Annotated in this window: 15 protein-coding genes; 14 read left to right on the top strand and 1 reads right to left on the bottom strand. The window is 68.5% G+C overall.

The window, feature by feature from the left end; translation table 11 throughout:
* Positions 1-61: 61 nt before the first annotated feature.
* The 5 genes from BLV94_RS11760 (at position 62) to mutM (ending at position 3,370) form a co-directional block, all read left to right on the top strand.
* Positions 62-835 carry a DivIVA domain-containing protein gene (locus tag BLV94_RS11760; RefSeq protein ID WP_072937776.1) on the top strand — a complete coding sequence of 258 codons (774 nt, stop codon included), beginning with the start codon at positions 62-64 and terminating at the stop codon, positions 833-835.
* Positions 836-984: 149 nt separating this feature from the next.
* Positions 985-1,545: a YceD family protein gene (locus tag BLV94_RS11755; RefSeq protein WP_072937777.1), complete on the top strand. Its 561-nt coding sequence runs from the start codon at positions 985-987 to the stop codon at positions 1,543-1,545.
* A 2-nt stretch (positions 1,546-1,547) separates the two neighbouring features.
* Complete coding sequence (gene rpmF, locus BLV94_RS11750) at positions 1,548-1,730, top strand: 50S ribosomal protein L32 (protein ID WP_005240446.1); 183 nt, start codon at positions 1,548-1,550, stop codon at positions 1,728-1,730.
* 19 nt (positions 1,731-1,749) lie between these two features.
* Positions 1,750-2,508 (top strand): ribonuclease III, encoded by a 759-nt coding sequence (gene rnc / locus BLV94_RS11745; protein WP_072937778.1) that lies wholly within the window; start codon positions 1,750-1,752, stop codon positions 2,506-2,508.
* Positions 2,501-3,370: a bifunctional DNA-formamidopyrimidine glycosylase/DNA-(apurinic or apyrimidinic site) lyase gene (gene mutM / locus BLV94_RS11740; protein ID WP_072937779.1), complete on the top strand. Its 870-nt coding sequence runs from the start codon at positions 2,501-2,503 to the stop codon at positions 3,368-3,370. Before rnc ends, mutM begins: the two co-directional genes overlap by 8 nt.
* Here mutM and BLV94_RS11735 read toward each other — a convergent pair.
* On the bottom strand, positions 3,321-4,025 hold the full coding sequence (locus BLV94_RS11735; protein ID WP_072937780.1) for a pyridoxamine 5'-phosphate oxidase family protein: 705 nt from the start codon (positions 4,023-4,025) through the stop codon (positions 3,321-3,323). The genes mutM and BLV94_RS11735 overlap by 50 nt on opposite strands.
* A 147-nt stretch (positions 4,026-4,172) precedes the next feature.
* Here BLV94_RS11735 and BLV94_RS11730 point away from each other — a divergent pair, with 147 nt between their 5' ends.
* From BLV94_RS11730 to ffh, 9 genes are all read left to right on the top strand, one after another.
* Positions 4,173-4,613, top strand: coding sequence for an OsmC family protein (locus BLV94_RS11730; protein ID WP_072937781.1), 441 nt, complete (start codon positions 4,173-4,175; stop codon positions 4,611-4,613).
* A complete protein-coding gene (locus BLV94_RS11725; RefSeq protein ID WP_083395557.1) occupies positions 4,613-5,542 on the top strand; it encodes an NHL repeat-containing protein in 930 nt (309 codons plus the stop codon). Before BLV94_RS11730 ends, BLV94_RS11725 begins: the two co-directional genes overlap by 1 nt.
* 5 nt (positions 5,543-5,547) lie before the next feature.
* Positions 5,548-5,817 carry an acylphosphatase gene (locus tag BLV94_RS11720; protein WP_255314957.1) on the top strand — a complete coding sequence of 90 codons (270 nt, stop codon included), beginning with the start codon at positions 5,548-5,550 and terminating at the stop codon, positions 5,815-5,817.
* Positions 5,818-5,839: 22 nt separating this feature from the next.
* Complete coding sequence (gene smc / locus BLV94_RS11715) at positions 5,840-9,445, top strand: chromosome segregation protein SMC (protein ID WP_072937784.1); 3,606 nt, start codon at positions 5,840-5,842, stop codon at positions 9,443-9,445.
* A gap of 66 nt (positions 9,446-9,511) precedes the next feature.
* Positions 9,512-10,918: a signal recognition particle-docking protein FtsY gene (ftsY, locus tag BLV94_RS11710; RefSeq protein WP_174705453.1), complete on the top strand. Its 1,407-nt coding sequence runs from the start codon at positions 9,512-9,514 to the stop codon at positions 10,916-10,918.
* Positions 10,919-11,176: 258 nt separating this feature from the next.
* Entirely contained in the window at positions 11,177-12,496 is a 1,320-nt protein-coding gene (locus BLV94_RS11705; protein WP_371851535.1) for an ammonium transporter, read from the top strand.
* Positions 12,497-12,500: 4 nt separating this feature from the next.
* The gene (locus BLV94_RS11700; protein WP_005240467.1) at positions 12,501-12,839 is read left to right on the top strand and encodes a P-II family nitrogen regulator; all 339 of its coding nucleotides are present in this window, start codon (positions 12,501-12,503) and stop codon (positions 12,837-12,839) included.
* Complete coding sequence (locus tag BLV94_RS11695) at positions 12,829-15,381, top strand: [protein-PII] uridylyltransferase (protein ID WP_074933730.1); 2,553 nt, start codon at positions 12,829-12,831, stop codon at positions 15,379-15,381. Before BLV94_RS11700 ends, BLV94_RS11695 begins: the two co-directional genes overlap by 11 nt.
* 76 nt (positions 15,382-15,457) lie before the next feature.
* A complete protein-coding gene (gene ffh, locus BLV94_RS11690) occupies positions 15,458-17,044 on the top strand; it encodes a signal recognition particle protein (RefSeq protein ID WP_072937804.1) in 1,587 nt (528 codons plus the stop codon).
* Positions 17,045-17,047 lie beyond the last annotated feature (3 nt).

Genomic DNA, 17,047 nt, shown 5'->3' with positions numbered 1-17,047 from the left:
CAGACTTGCACGAGGAAGGCTGCGCCGACCTGCTGAGGGTCACGGACGATTGGGGTTGCTTGTGTACCGGGTTTTCGAGGCGCTCGACGAACTTGTCGCGATTGTCGAAGAGGCACGCGGCGTACCGATGACCGCCGGCTGCGTGGTTCCCCGCGGCGACGTCCTCGAACTGCTGGACGACGTGCGCGATGCGATTCCCGGTGAACTCGACGACGCCCAGGACGTCCTGGACCACAAGGACAAACTGGTGGGGGACGCCCGCGCCAACGCGGAGAAGACCGTCTCCAGCGCCAACGCCGAAGCGAACTCCACCATCGAGAACGCCCGCGACGACGCCGACCGCATCCTGGCGGATGCGAAGGCGCAGGCCGACCGGATGGTCGCCGAGGCCCGCGCGCACGCCGAGCAGTTGGTCGCCGACGCGCGTGCCGAGGCCGAGTCCTCCGTCGCCGAAGGCCAGCGCGAGTACGACACGCTCACGGGTCGGGCGCGGTCCGAGGCCGATCGCATGATCGAGTCGGGCAAGGCGTCCTACGAGAGGTCCGTCGCGGAGGGCACGGCCGAGCAGGCGAGGCTCGTCTCGCAGACGGAGGTCGTCCAGGCCGCCCACGCCGAGTCGGCCCGGGTGATCGACTCCGCGCACGCCGAATCGGATCGTCTCCGCTCGGACTGCGACCTGTACGTCGACACGAAGCTCGCGGAGTTCGAGGACTTCCTCAACGGCACGGTCCGGTCCGTGGGGCGGGGGCGTCAGCAGTTGCGGACGGGTTCGGGTGTTCCCGACTACGCATCCGACTACGACGTCGACGACCGCCGCGCCGAGCGTCGACGCTGAGCGGCGGAACCCTCGATCGAATTTGGCTCCACCGCGCTCATTGCGTATCGTGGAGTGGTTGCCCTTTGTCGTTTTCCTTTTCTCGAAAGTGAAGCCTGTTGTCATCCCATCGCCACAGCTCATCGCGTTCCCGTCGGGACGCGGACTTCGTGCTGGACACGGTCAAACTCGGCCGTCGTCCCGGTTCGATGCGCACCGTGGACCGGGTGGTGACGGCGCCACAGCGCATCGGTCTCGACCTGATCGCCATCGAGGAAGGATCGGAGATCGATCTGGATCTCCGGTTGGAGGCCGTATCCGAGGGGGTCCTGGTCACCGGTTCCTTGCGAGCCGACACCGTCGGGGAGTGCTCGAGATGTCTCGAGCCGTTCTCCGGCACGGTGGACCTGACCCTCACGGAACTGTTCGCGTACCCGGACAGCACCACGGAGGAGACCACGGAGGAGGGGGAGGTCTATCACGTCGTCGACGACGAGATCGACCTCGAACCCGTCGTGATCGACGCCGTCGGCCTTGCACTGCCATTGCAGCCGCTCTGCAGTGACGACTGCCAAGGATTGTGCCCAGAATGTGGCGTTCGCCTGGCGATTGCCGAATCTGGCCACGGGCATGACATACTTGATCCTCGCTGGGCTGGTCTTGCAGCCAAATTTGGCGTGGATTCGGAACCCAGCAAGAATCTTGTGAACAACGAAGCCGAGGAGAAGTAGAAGTGGCTGTCCCCAAGCGCAGAATGTCGCGATCCAACACGAGGTCGCGTCGCAGCCAGTGGAAGACCACTGTGCCTACCCTCGTCACCTGCCCCAACCGTGGCTGCGGCGAGAAGACGCTGCCCCACGTCGCGTGCCCGTCGTGTGGCACATACAAGGGCCGCCAGGTCACTGCCGCCGTCTAATTCTCCACGGAGAGGCGTTGTGACGAGCGACATCAGTAATACACCCGCCGGCGGCGAGGAGGATCACGCATCCCTCCTCGCCGCCCTCGGCGTAGAAATCGAGCCTTCACTGCTCACCCTGGCGCTGACGCACCGCTCGTATGCGTACGAGAACGGTGGTCTGCCCACCAACGAGCGTCTCGAGTTTCTCGGTGACTCCGTACTCGGAGTCACCGTCACGGAGAAGCTCTACCTCGCGCACCCCGATAAATCCGAGGGCGACCTCGCGAAGATCCGGGCGAGCATCGTGAACATGCACGCGCTCGCGGAAGTGGCGCGCAGCCTCGGTGAGGGCGGTCTCGGTGCCCATCTCCTACTCGGGAAGGGCGAGGAGATGACCGGCGGCCGCGACAAGCCGAGCATCCTGGCCGACGGCATGGAGTCGATTCTCGGCGCCATCCACCTCGAGCACGGAATCGAGACGGCGCGACGCGTCGTACTCGATCTCTTCAGCGACCTCCTCCAGCGAGCCCCCCGCCTCGGCGCGGGCCTGGACTGGAAGACGAGCCTGCAGGAGCTGACCGCGGAGCGTGGCGTCGGAGTTCCGGCGTACGAGATCACCGCGACGGGTCCGGATCACGACAAGGAGTTCACCGCCACCGTGATCGTCGGCGGCAAGCCCCTCGGCGTCGGTATCGGCCGCTCCAAGAAAGAGGCCGAGCAGAAGGCCGCGAGCACGGCGTGGAACGCGTTGTCCGACGCGGGCCCCGACGTAGCGACCGACGACGTCAGTGCCTGAACTACCCGAAGTCGAGGTGGTCCGGCGCGGACTCGAACGCCACATCGTGGGGGCGTCGATCGATTCCGTGGACATCCTGCACCCGCGGGCGATCCGGCGTCACCTGCCCGGCGCGGCCGACCTCGCCGGACAGCTCACCGGCGAACGTATTGCGGGCGCCGACCGCCGCGGAAAGTATCTGTGGCTGGTCCTCGAACCCAGCACGGTCGCACTCGTGGTCCATCTGGGTATGAGTGGTCAAATGCTCGTGCAGCCACCGGAATTGCCGACCGAGAAGCATCTGCGCATCCGGGCCCGGCTCGATTCCGGTCTCGACCTCCGGTTCGTGGACCAACGGACGTTCGGAGGCTGGGCGCTCGCGCCCCTCGTTGAGGTCGACGGCTCACTCGTGCCGGACTCGGTGGCGCACATCGCCCGCGACCCACTGGATCCGCGTTTCGACCTCGCGGCCACCGTGAAGGTGGTGCGCGGCAAGCACACCGAGATCAAACGTGTGCTGCTGGACCAGACCGTCGTCTCCGGCATCGGCAACATCTACGCGGACGAGGCGTTGTGGCGCGCGCAGATCCACGGAAATCGGCTCACCGACAGGCTGACCGGTCCCCGGATTCGTGCTGTGCTCACCGCCGCCCAGCAGGTCATGCGCGAGGCACTCACCCAGGGCGGCACGTCCTTCGACGCGTTATACGTGAACGTCAACGGCGAGTCGGGCTACTTCGACCGCTCCCTGTCCGCCTACGGTCAGGAGGATCGCCCGTGCCCTCGCTGCGGCACCGCGATCCGGCGGGAGAAGTTCATGAACCGCTCGTCGTTCAGTTGCCCGAAGTGCCAGCCGGCGCCACGGAGAAGCCCGGCGCGATGACCTGGGTGAGTTCGGCGGGCGCGGGTTCCTCGACGACCTGTCCGTCGGAGTCGTGGCGCGGCGTCGCCTTGGCGTCGAAGTAGTCGCCGCCCTTGCGTTTCACGTCGTCGGTTCCCCATTCGCGGTGGCGGGGAACCGGTGCCATCCTCGGAATGTGCTTGCGGCAGTGGATGTATGCCTCCTCCACGTCCACCACCACCCAGCGTTCGGGGATCCGCCCGCCGGAGTGGTCCACCGGCAGGTCCGCGATCTCGGAGCGAAGGACCTCGTCGTCGACGATCCGGGCCGAACCGTTCACGTGCAGTCCGATGAGGTCCTGCACGAAGTCCACGAGAATGATTCCGACGTGCGGGTTTTCCAGGATGTTGCCGAGGCTCGCCATGACGCCGTTGCCACGGTACTCCGGGTACGCGAGGGTTTTCGAGTCGATGACGTGCATGAATCCCGGTGTCCCGGCACGCAGGCTGTTGTCGCACTCGCCGGACGCGTCGGCGGTGGCGATGAACGCGATCTCCTGGCGTCCGACGAACTCGATCATCGTCGGATTGAGATGGTCCAGCATCTGATCCGAGTAGAACTTGGCGGCCCGATCCCCGGTGCCGTACTCGGATTGGAGTCGGCGTTCTCCCGCACTACCGATCTGGCCCATCTGCATTCCCCGCTACGTCTCGGCGTCATTGGTCGGTTCACCCTACGGCCCACCGGTTCCCACTGCCGAGAATCGGCGTTCACAAATCAGTGGAAACCGCTGCCGCCCACCCGCCTACCTGGCGTTGTGCCCGTCGGTGGCAGGATTGAGCGCATGGCAGAACAGACTTCCGACACGACGGCGCCCACCTCACTGTGGGTCGAGCGAACGGGCACCCGGCTGTACACCGGCCGCAGCTCCCGCGGCGCCGAGGTCCTGATCGGCTCCGAGGGCGTGGAGGGCGTGTTCACTCCCGGGGAACTCCTGAAGATCGCGCTCGCCGCGTGCAGCGGAATGAGCTCGGACTTCCCGCTGTCGCGGCGCCTGGGCGACAACTACGAGGCCACCATCCGGGTGTCCGGCGCCGCCGACCGGGAGAACGAGGTGTACCCGCAGCTCGACGAGGTGCTCGAGCTCGATCTCAGCGAACTCGACGCCGACGCGCAGGAGCGTCTGGTCACGCTCGTGGAACGGTCGGTCGACAAGGTGTGCACGGTCGGGCGGACACTGAAGGCCGGGACGAAAGTGACGTTGACCGTCGAGAAGGAACAATGATGCGGCGTGAGCTCGCCGCACTCGCGGGCGGGTCTGCCCTCTGCGCCGGTCTGCTCGTGGTCGCGCCTGCTGCGGCCGGGCCCGCGTTCTCGCCCCCCGGCGGCGCCTGCACCCCGTGGTCGGTGTCGGAGGTGACGTCCGGCGCGGGCGTGCTCGAGAACCTGGCCTTCGACGGCGCGGGCACCATGCTGGTGTCGCGGACGGGCCTGGTGGGCGGCGGAGCCCTGGACGGCGTCAGCCCCGACGGCACCGTCACCCCGATCGTGCCCGAGGTCGAGTCGCCGGGCGGGATCGCCGTGGACGGCGCCGACGCGTACTTCGCCACGGGGAATTCCTTCGCCTCCGGGGTCACGGGTTCGACGACCGGCACCGTCGACGTCGTGAACATCGACACCGGTGACACCAGCACCGTGGCCGAGGGGCTCGTCATGCCGAACGGGCTCGTCCGGCTGAGCAACGGCGACATCCTCACCGCGCGGAATCTCGGCTCCGGCGCCGGACTGACCCGCGTCCCGGCCGAGGATCCCCACACACCGGAGGTCGTGCGCACCGATCTGGGAACGGTCGACGGACTCGCCGTGCACGACGGCAACGTGTACACGGTCACGACGTTCGACACCACGACCACGCTGCGCATCCTCCGCGAGGACGACCTGCGCGGTCCCGTCGTGTCCGTCGAGTTGCCCGGCTCCGGGCCACTCAACGCGGCCGACGACCTCACCGTCGGACCGGACGGGATCGTGTACGTCGCGTACAACGGCGGCGGCAAGGTGGTCCGCGTCGATCCGGCGACGGGGGAGAGCTGCGCGCTGGCGTCCGGACTGCCCCTCGTGTCCTCGGTGCGCTTCGGCGCCGGACCGGGCTGGGACCCGGACGCGCTCTACGCCACCAGCTTCACGGGGAAGATCTACAAGCTCGAACGGTCGTGACGGACATGGAGAGAATGACCGCATGGGTGCACGGGTACGTGCAGGGCGTCGGATTCCGGTGGTGGACCCGCGCCCGCGCACTCGAGCTCGGCCTCGTCGGATACGCGGCCAACCAGAAGGACGGCCGGGTACTCGTCATCGCCGAGGGACCCCGGGACAAGCTGGACACCCTGCTGACGCTGTTGCGGTCGGGAGACACGCCGGGCGCGGTGGATCTCGTCGTGGAGCAATGGGATTCCCCCCGCGGCGACCTCACCGGGTTCGTCGAACGGTGAACCGAAGGTAAAGTTCTCCGTCATGCATCTGAAGAGTCTGACGCTGAAGGGATTCAAATCCTTTGCGTCCGCAACGACTCTGCGATTCGAGCCGGGAATCACCTGTGTCGTAGGGCCGAACGGGTCGGGTAAGTCCAACGTCGTCGACGCCCTCACCTGGGTCATGGGTGAGCAGGGGGCGAAGGCGCTGCGCGGTGGCAAGATGGAAGACGTCATCTTCGCCGGCACCGCCGGGCGGGCGCCCCTCGGGCGCGCCGAGGTGACGCTGACCATCGACAACTCCGATGGCGCCCTGCCGATCGACTACTCCGAGGTATCGATCACCCGGCGCATGTTCCGTGACGGCGCCGGCGAATACGAGATCAACGGCAGCTCGTGCCGGCTGATGGACGTGCAGGAACTGCTCAGCGACTCCGGTATCGGCCGGGAGATGCACGTGATCGTCGGGCAGGGGCGCCTCGCCGCCATCCTCGAATCGCGCCCGGAAGACCGGCGCGCGTTCATCGAGGAGGCCGCCGGGGTGCTCAAGCACCGCAAACGCAAGGAAAAAGCGGTCCGCAAACTCGACGCGATGCAGGCCAACCTGGCGCGCCTGAACGACCTCACGGCGGAACTGCGGCGCCAGCTCAAACCACTCGGGCGGCAGGCCGAGGTGGCGCGCCGCGCGCAGACCGTGCAGGCCGACCTGCGCGATGCGAAGCTGCGGCTCGCGGCCGACGACCTGGTGACGCGGCGTGAGGAGCTGGCCGACCAGGCGCAGGACGAGAAGGTCGCCCGCGAACAGCACGACCAGGTCACCGAGGCGCTCGACGAGGCCAATCTCGAGTTGGGACGGCACGAGCAGGAACTGTCGAGGCTCACACCGGGTGCCGAAGCGGCCGCGCAGACGTGGTTCCAGCTGTCGGCGCTCGCGGAGCGCGTCAACGCGACCATCCGCATCGCCCGCGAGCGGGCGCGCCACCTCGACTCCGAGCCGTCCGCGAACCGCGGTCAGGATCCGGACGAGATGGAGACCCGCGCCGACCGGATCGCCGCGGAGGAAATGGAACTCGTCGAAGCCGTCGAAATGGCCCGCGCGGCGCTGGACGCGGCCAAGGAGCAACTGGCGCTGGGGGAGGAGACCGCTGCCGACGCGGAACGGGCCCACATGGCGGCGGTGCGGGCGATCGCCGACCGCCGGGAAGGCCTGGCCCGGCTGTCCGGGCAGGTCGACACGCTGCGCACCCGCGCCGACTCCGTCGACGCCGAAGTGTCCCGGCTGACCGTCGCGATCGACGAGGCCCGGCAGCGCGGCGACGCCGCGCAGTCCGAGTTCGAGGTCGTCCAGGACGAGATCGGCGACCTCGACGCCGGTGAACTCGGGCTCGACTCCCACCACGAGCGTGCCGTCGAGGCGCTGCGTCTGATCACCGAACGCGTCACCGAACTCCAGGCCGAAGAACGCGCCGCCGGGCAGGAAGTGGCGTCGCTGCGCGCCCGGATCGACGCGCTGTCGATGGGCCTCGAACGCAAGGACGGCGCCGGCTGGCTCGTCGAGAACCGGGGCGCGCACGGCATCCGGGGACCGATCGGTGGCCTCATCACCGTCGAGAAGGGGTACGAGGGTGCCGTCGCGGCAGCGATGGGCCCCGCCGCGGACGCCGTCGTCGCCGAATCCCTCGATGCCGCCCGCGGCGCGGTCGGTGCGCTGAAGGAGACGGACAGCGGTCGGGCGTCCCTGGTCATCGGCACCGATCAGGCCGTGTCGGACGGCGGGCACCTGGATTCCGGTGCCCGGTGGGCCGTCGACGTCATCGACTGCCCCGCCGAACTGCGGACCGGGCTCGCGGCTCTTCTGGGCGGAGTGGTCGTGGTCGACTCCCTCGACGACGCCGTCGCACACGTCCGGCGCAGACCCGACGTGCGTGCCGTCACCCGCGACGGTGATCTCCTCGGGGCGGGCTGGATGAGCGGCGGCTCGGACCGCCAGCCGAGCACCCTCGAGGTCCAGGCCGCCATCGACAACTCGGTGCAGGACCTCGCCCGCGCCGAACGTCGCGCCGAGGAATTGTCCGCGGCACTGTCCGGTGCCGTCGCGGAACAGGCCGACCGCCAGGAGAACGCCGAGCAGGCACTGGCCGCGCTGAACGAGTCCGACGCCGCGATGTCGGCCATCTACGAACGCCTCGGCCGCCTCGGCCAGGCCGCCCGCGCCGCGCACGCCGAATCCGATCGACTCATGGCGCAGCGGGACAAGGCCGAGAGCGGTCGCGAGGACACGCTCACCGCGCTGGCCGAACTCGAGGAACGGTTGCGGATGGCGGAACAGGACGCCTCGCCCGCCGGCGCCGACACGGGTGGTTCCGATTCGACGAGCATCGATCGCGAGATGGCGGCCGCGGCCCTGGCGGAAGTGCGGGCCGTGGAGGTCGAGGCGCGGCTGTCCGTGCGCACGGCCGAGGAACGGGCCGAGTCCGTGCGCGGCAAGGCCGATTCGCTGCGCCGCGCCGCCCAGGTGGAACGCGACGCGCGTGCCCGCGCGGAACGCGCGATGAAGGCCCGGCAGAACGCCGCCGCCGTCGCAGCGGCGGTCGCCGAGTCCGGACAGCGGGTCGCCGAGCACCTCGGAGAGGTCGTCGACTCGGCGATGGCACACCGGGACGAACTCGCCCGGGCCCGCACCGAGCGGACGACCCAACTCGAACAGGTGAAGGAGAGGGTGCGTCAGCTGGCCGGACAGCTGGCGTCGCTCACCGACGCCGTGCACCGCGACGAGGTGGCCCGCGCCCAGGCCGCACTGCGCATCGAACAACTCGAGGAGGCGATCCTCGACCAGCACGGGATCGGCCTGGACGATCTGATCGCCGAATACGGTCCCGATGTCGCGCTGCCGCCGTCCGCACTCGAGATGGAGGAGTACGAGCAGGCGAAGGAGCGCGGCGAACAGGTCACGATGCCCGCACCGGTTCCGTACGACCGAACCACGCAGGAACGTCGCGCCAAACGTGCCGAGAAGGACCTGGCGACGCTCGGGAAGGTCAACCCGCTGGCGCTCGAGGAGTTCGCCGCGCTCGAGGAGCGCTACAACTTCCTCTCGACACAGCTCGAGGACGTGAAGACCGCCCGCAAGGACCTCCTCGGTGTCGTCGCCGACGTCGATGCCCGCATTCTGCAGGTGTTCACCGAGGCCTATGCGGACGTCGAACGCGAATTCGTCCAGGTCTTCGCGAAACTGTTCCCCGGCGGCGAGGGCAGGCTGGTGCTCACCGACCCGTCCGACATGCTGACGACCGGCATCGAGGTGGAGGCCCGGCCGCCCGGCAAGAAGGTCAAGCGGCTGTCGTTGCTCTCCGGCGGTGAGAAATCGCTCACGGCCGTGGCGATGCTCGTGGCGATCTTCCGCGCCAGGCCGTCTCCCTTCTATGTGATGGACGAGGTGGAAGCCGCGCTGGACGACACCAACCTGCGTCGCCTCATCGGATTGTTCGAGCAGCTGCGGGAGAAGTCCCAGCTGATCGTCATCACCCACCAGAAGCCGACGATGGAGGTGGCCGACGCGCTGTACGGCGTCAGTATGCGCGGCGACGGCATCACCACCGTCATCTCCCAGCGGCTCCGTGGCCAGGACATGGTGGCCGCAGACGCCTGATTCCGGCACCGACGGGGACCCTGCGCCCGGCGAGGCAGTGCGCGACGGAATCCGGAGCCTGAAACAATGGGCGGCGTGACTACCGGAGCTTGGATTGCCATCGCGGCCGCACTGGCCGTACTTCTCGTCGTTCTCGTCGTCGGGTCCCTGCTGTATCGGCGTCGCCGGATCTCCCTCAAGGCGCCGGACACCCCGCAGGTCACCACGGCGGAGAAGGACCGTTCGGGCAGTTACCGCGCCGACGGCGGCTTCAACTTCAGCCAAGGGTCGACGGCGACGGCGCCGCCCCGCGAGGTGGTGCCGGAGCCGGTGCTGCCCGAACCGGTGCCGGAACCCACGATCACCCCCGAACCGGAGGTCGTGGCGCCTCCGGAGCCGGAGAAGGCCCCCGCACCGGAGAAGGCACCCGAAAAGGAACCCCAGAAGCCGACTGCCCCGCCGGAGCCGGTCACGTACGAACCGGTGGTCTCCCCGGAGGTCGAACCGGAACCCGAGGTCGCGCCCACGCCCGAGCCCGAACCGGCTCCCGCGGCACCCGCGCTCGACGTCATCGCTCCCACCGAAGGCCGCCTCGACCGTCTGCGTGGGCGTCTGTCCCGTTCGCAGTCCGCGGTGGGCAAGAGCCTCCTGGGACTGCTCGGCGGCGGTGACCTCGACGAGGACTCCTGGGAAGAGGTGGAGGACACGCTCCTCATCGCCGACCTCGGCTCGGCGACCACCACGAAGATCGTCACTTCGCTGCGTGAGCAGATGGCGTCGCGCAGCGTTCGCACCGAGGCCGACGCTCGCGCACTGCTTCGCGAGGTCCTGGTCTCCGAACTCCGTCCGGAACTCGACCGCTCCATCCGCGCCCTTCCACACGACGACCACCCGGCGGTCCTGCTCGTCGTCGGCGTGAACGGCACCGGCAAGACCACCACCACGGGCAAGCTCGCACGTGTTCTCGTGGCCGACGGCAGGCGCGTCCTGCTGGGCGCCGCCGACACGTTCCGTGCGGCCGCCGCGGACCAGTTGCAGACGTGGGCCGAACGGGTCGGCGCCGAAGTGGTGCGCGGGAAGGAAGCCGCGGATCCGGCGGCCGTCGCGTTCGACGCGGTGGCCAAGGGGATCGACAACGGCGTCGATGTCGTGTTGATCGACACCGCGGGCAGGCTGCACACCAAGACGGGCCTGATGGACGAGCTCGGCAAGGTCAAGCGGGTCATCGAGAAGAAGGCGTCGGTCGACGACGTCCTCCTGGTCCTCGACGCGACCATCGGCCAGAACGGCCTGGCGCAGGCGCGGGTGTTCGCCGAGGTCGTCGACATCACCGGTGTCGTGCTCACCAAGCTCGACGGCACCGCCAAGGGCGGCATCGTGTTCCAGGTTCAGCACGAACTCGGGGTCCCGGTGAAGCTCGTCGGACTCGGTGAGGGTGCCGACGATCTGGCGCCGTTCGAGCCGGGAGCCTTCGTCGACGCGTTGCTCGGTTAGCGGGGATCCCGCGGTCTTCTCGGGGTCCCGGACGGCTCCGGGGACCTGAAACCGACTGCAAATCGCCTGGCGAAACGTGTACGCAACAAAATAGGCCAATGCGTTCACGCGCGCGAAACAGTGCAGTGGCACAGCCGAAACACCAACTGAGCACCCTTCTTCTCAGGTCGTCAGCCGCAACCGGCTGGGCAGAGAAGGAGGAGGCTCAAGGTGGATTTCCCCACTATCGGTGCACCGGACACCGGGGACACAGCGTGGATGCTGACCAGCGCCGCGCTCGTGTTGCTCATGACTCCGGGTCTTGCGTTCTTCTACGGCGGCATGGTGCGGGCCAAGAGCGTGCTGAACATGCTCATGATGAGCATCAGCGCGATGGGTGTCGTCGGCATCCTGTGGGTTCTCTACGGCTACTCCATGGCGTTCGGAGAGGACAAGGGGAACCTTGTCGGTGATCCGTTCCAGTACTTCGGCCTCAAAGGATTGATCGGCGGGTCCTACCTCGCCGAGACCGACGACGCCGGTTCGGTCATCGCCGATTCCGCGATCCCGCTCGTCGGCACCATCCCCGCGACGGTGTTCGTCGCGTTCCAGGCCATGTTCGCGATCATCACAGTCGCCCTCATCTCGGGTGCCGTCGCAGATCGCCTGCGGTTCGGTTCCTGGCTGCTGTTCGCAGGGCTCTGGGCGACGGTCGTGTACTTCCCCGTGGCGCACTGGGTCTTCGCCTTCGACGGCGTCACCGCCGAGAACGGCGGGTGGATCGCCAACAAACTCGCCGCGGTCGACTTCGCGGGTGGTACCGCTGTCCACATCAACGCCGGCGCCGCAGGCCTCGTTCTCGCGATCATCCTCGGCAAGCGCAAGGGATGGCCGGGAACCCCGTTCCGTCCGCACAACCTGCCCTTCGTGATGCTCGGCGCAGGCCTGCTGTGGTTCGGCTGGTTCGGCTTCAACGCCGGTTCAGCCGTCGGTTCCAACGGAATCGCGGGCGCAACCTTCATCACGACGGTGATCGCAACGTGCGCGGCGATGCTCGCCTGGCTCCTGGTCGAGCGGATTCGCGACGGCCACGCCACCACGCTCGGCGCGGCTTCCGGAATCGTGGCCGGCCTGGTTGCCATCACGCCTTCCTGCTCCTCGGTGAACGTCCTCGGTGCACTCGCGATCGGCGTCGTGGCCGGCGCACTCTGCGCTCTCGCCGTCGGACTCAAGTTCCGCTTCGGGTTCGACGACTCGCTCGATGTCGTCGGTGTTCACCTGGTCGGTGGCATCGTCGGAACGCTGATGGTCGGCCTGGTCGCGACGGCCGAGGCGCCCGCGGGTGTTGTCGGACTGTTCTATGGTGGAGGCCTCGACCAACTCTGGCGTCAGGCAGTGGGCGCCGGAGCAGTACTGCTTTACTCGCTCGTCGGTACGGCCGTCGTCGCATTGATCGTGAAGTTCACGATCGGGCTGCGGCTCAGCGACGAGGGTGAATCACTTGGAGTGGACGAGTCGGAACACGCAGAAACCGCCTACGATTTCGCCGCTCTCGGCGGAAACTCGGCAGCCGCTCGTGTATCCGGCAAGGAGGGATGAGGAAATGAAGCTGATCACAGCAATTGTCAAGCCGTTCACTCTGGAGGACGTCAAGACGGGACTCGAGCAGGCGGGCGTCCTCGGCATGACTGTCAGTGAGGTTCAGGGGTACGGCCGGCAGAAGGGCCACACCGAGGTCTACCGAGGCGCCGAGTACTCGGTCGATTTCGTACCGAAGGTCCGGGTCGAGGTCGTCGTGGACGACGCTGCTGTGGACAAGGTCGTCGAGGTGATCGTCGAGGCGGCACGCACCGGCAAGATCGGTGACGGCAAGGTGTGGGTCTCACCGGTCGAGTCGGTCATCCGGGTACGCACCGGGGAACGCGGCGCGGATGCGCTCTGACCCCAACGGGTCCGGTAAGACCGGCCCTGGTCCCGTCGCCAAGGCGACGGAACCAGGGCCGGTTGCGTCAGGCGGATCGGACGAAGCGGCGGACCTGGCCCGCGCACGCAGGCAACTGCTCACCGGCGGCCCCGAGACCGGCCCCGGCACAAGGAATCCGGCAGGTCACGGACGTCGGCTCGACGCGGCTGCGCTGCGTCATGCGCTCGTCGACCTGCACGAGTTCTGGTTGACCACAAAGGGTGCCGAACTCGGCATCAAACCGGACAGCGGGTTCGCGCTCGTCGCGGTCGGAGGGCTCGGCAGGCGGGAGATGCTGCCGTACTCGGACCTCGACCTCCTCCTGCTCCACGACGACATGGATCCGGCGGTGGTCTCGCAGGTGGCCGACCAGCTCTGGTATCCGTTGTGGGACGCGCACATCAAGCTCGACCACAGCGTCCGCACCATCCCTCAGGCACTGCAGGTGGCGGACACGGACATCACCGCGGCCCTGGGAATGCTCGAGGCGCGCCACATCGTCGGCGACGTCGAGCTGACCAATCTGCTCATCAGCGGCGTGCGCAGGCAGTGGCGCACCGACATCCGCAACCGCTTCGACGGCCTCATCGAACAGACGCAGGCCCGCTGGGAACGCAGCGGCCAGATCGCCCACCGCGCCGAGCCCGACCTCAAGAGCGGTCGCGGTGGACTGCGGGACGTGCAGTTGCTCAACGCGCTGTCCATCGCGCAGCTCACCGACGGCATGCCCGGACTCGGTCCGGAGTCGCCCGGCGGGGGACTGGCGCTCGCGCATCGGCGGCTCCTCGACGTCCGCACCGAACTGCACCGGGTGGCGGGACGCTCGCGCGATCAGTTGCGGGCGCAGGACGCCGACGAGATCGGCGCCGCACTCCGGATCGGCGATCGGTTCGACCTCGCGCGCATGCTCAGCGACGCCGCGCGCACCATCAGCTACTCCGTCGACGTCGGGGTGCGGACGGCAGGCCATGCACTGCCGCGGCGCGGACTGGCGCGGTTGCGCCGACCACCGGTGCGGCGGCCCCTCGACGAGGGAGTCGTCGAGCACGCCGGTGAAGTGGTGCTGGCCCGCGACGCCCGGCCCGCGAAGGACCCCGGCCTCGTGCTGCGGGTCGCGTCCGCGTCGGCGACGACGGGGATGCCGATGTCGGCGTCCACTCTGAATCGCCTGGCCGACAACGCCCCCGAGCTGCGTGAGCCGTGGCCGAAGGAGGCCCTGAACGACCTGCTGGTGATGCTCGGTTCCGGTAGCCGTGCCGTCGCCGCGATCGAGGCCCTCGATCGCACCGGACTGTGGGGCAGGCTGCTTCCCGAGTGGGGTGCCGTCCGGGACCTGCCGCCGCGGGACGCGGTGCACACGTGGACGGTGGATCGACACCTCGTCGAGACCGCGGCCTACGCCAGTGGGTTCACCACCCGCGTCGCCCGCCCGGATCTGCTGATGCTCGGCGCGCTGCTGCACGACATCGGCAAGGGCCGCGGCGGCGACCACAGTGTGGTCGGCGCGGAACTGGCCACCCAGATCGGCAAGCGGCTCGGTTTGTGGCCGTCCGACGTCGCGCTGCTGACGGCGATCGTGCGCCACCATCTTCTGCTGCCGCACACCGCGACGCGGCGGGACCTCGACGATCCCGAGACTGTCGAGAGGGTGGTGGAGGCGCTCGGCGGTGACGGCGTTCTGCTGGAACTGCTGCACGCGCTGGCGGAGGCGGATTCGCTGGCGACCGGTCCCGGGGTGTGGGGCGACTGGAAGTCCTCGCTCATCGGGGAACTCGTGCGCCGCTGCCGTCTGGTCATGGCGGGGGAGGTGCTTCCCGCACCCGATCCGCTCGATCCGGAGCACGTCGCTCTGGCGGCGACGGGGGGCGTGCACGTCGCACTGGTCCCCGCCGACAGTCCGCACACGTTTGTGGTCACGGTCATCGCGCCCGACCAGCGCGGTCTGCTGTCGAAGGCGGCGGGCGTGCTCGCGCTGCATTCCCTGCGGGTCTATTCCGCCTCGCTGGGCGGTGCCGAGGGTTCGGCGGTCAACTCGTTCGTCGTGTCTCCGCGGTTCGGGGCGCCGCCGCAGGCGGGACTGCTGCGGCAGGAGCTGATCCGCGCACTGGCGGGGGAGCTGAACCTCTTGGAGATGCTGACCGCCAAGGAGGAGGAGGCCCGCGAGAGCCAGCGCGTGGCCGCCGTCGAGGAACGGGGCGAGGCCGCAGTTCCGGTTCAGTACGCGCAGGCGCCGCCGCGGGTCATCTGGTTCGACACGGCGTCGCCCGGCGAGGTGATCCTCGAGCTCAGGGCCGAGGACCGGCTGGGGCTGCTGTGCAGGCTGGCCGACGCGTTCGACACGTGCGGCGCGGACGTCCGGTGGGCGCGGGTGACCACTCTGGGTTCGTCGGTGATCGACTCGTTCTGCCTCGATGTCGGCGGCGGGGACACCCGGGCGAGCCGGGAACAGGTCGAGAGCGCGATCCTCGGCGTCGTCCCGCTCACCAAGCCGAAGAAACAGGAGGGCAGCGGGGGAGAATGAACGACCGGACGTGAGCGGCTAGGCTGGTGCCCGAGAATATCCACCGCACACTCGTATGACTTCAGGAGCGCACTCGGTGTTCGAATCCCTTTCCGACAGGTTGACCGGAGCCCTCAAGGATCTGCGTGGCAAGGGTCGCCTTTCCGGAGCCGACATCGATGCCACCTGCCGTGAGATCCGGTTGGCCCTGCTCGAGGCAGACGTCGCGCTGCCCGTCGTCCGCTCGTTCATCGCCAAGATCAAGGAACGCGCCAAGGGCGTCGAGGTCTCGGCGGCGCTGAACCCGGCGCAGCAGGTCGTCAAGATCGTCAACGAGGAACTCGTCGGGATCCTCGGTGGCGAGACCCGCCGGCTGGTGTTCGCCAAGACACCGCCGACGGTCATCATGCTCGCCGGTCTGCAGGGTTCCGGTAAGACCACCCTCGCGGGCAAGCTCGCGAAGTGGCTGCGCGACCAGGGGCACACCCCGCTGCTCGTCGCCTGCGACCTGCAGCGTCCCGGCGCCGTCACCCAGCTCCAGATCGTCGGTGAGCGCGCGGGCGCCACGGTGTTCGCGCCGCACCCCGGCACGTCCATCGGCGGCGGCGACAACGAGCTGGGCATCACTGCGGCCGACCCGGTCGAGGTGGCCCGGGCCGGTGTCGAGGAAGCCCGCACCAAGCAGTTCGACGTGGTCATCGTCGACACCGCGGGTCGCCTGGGTATCGACGCCGACCTGATGGCGCAGGCCGCGGGGATCCGCGACGCCGTGAACCCCGACGAGACGATCTTCGTTCTCGACGCAATGATCGGTCAGGACGCGGTCAGCACCGCCGAGGCGTTCCGCGAAGGTGTCGGATTCACCGGTGTCGTGCTCACGAAGCTCGACGGCGACGCCCGCGGTGGCGCCGCGCTCAGCGTCCGCGAGGTCACCGGGCAGCCCATCCTGTTCGCGTCCACGGGTGAGAAGCTCGAAGACTTCGACGTCTTCCACCCCGACCGCATGGCCAGCCGCATCCTCGGCATGGGTGACGTGCTCAGCCTCATCGAGCAGGCGGAGCAGGTCTTCGACCAGAAGCAGGCCGAGGCCACCGCGCAGAAGATCGGCTCCGGCCAGCTGACCCTCGAAGACTTCCTCGAGCAGATGATGGCCGTCCGCAAGATGGGTCCCATCGGCAACCTCCTGGGCATGCTCCCGGGTGCGGGGCAGATGAAGGACGCTCTGGCAAACGTCGACGAGAAGCAGCTCGACCGGGTGCAGGCGATCATCCGCGGTATGACTCCCGCCGAGCGCGACGACCCGAAGATCATCAACGCGTCCCGCCGCCTGCGGATCGCCAACGGTTCCGGCGTGAAGGTCTCCGACGTCAATCAGCTCGTGGACCGCTTCTTCGAGGCCCGCAAGATGATGGCCGCGATGGCCGGGCGCATGGGCATGCCGGGTGCCCGCAAGCCGCAGCGCAGCAAGAAGGGCAAGAAGGGCAAGAAGGGCGGCAAGGGGCCGACGCCGCCGAAGGTGCGCGGAGGATTCCCCGGTGGCCTGCCCGGCGGGTTCCCGGGTATGCCGCCCGGAGGTCTCCCCGCGGGGATGCCCGACCTGTCGAACATGCCTAAGGGCCTCGACGAGTTGCCGCCCGGACTGGAGGGCATCGACCTGTCCCAGCTGAAGCTGCCGAAGAAGTAGCCG

It is taken from the genome of Rhodococcus koreensis (assembly GCF_900105905.1).
In the GTDB taxonomy this organism is placed as follows: Bacteria; Actinomycetota; Actinomycetes; order Mycobacteriales; family Mycobacteriaceae; genus Rhodococcus_F; species Rhodococcus_F koreensis.
This window is presented reverse-complemented; position numbering and strand designations above follow the sequence as displayed.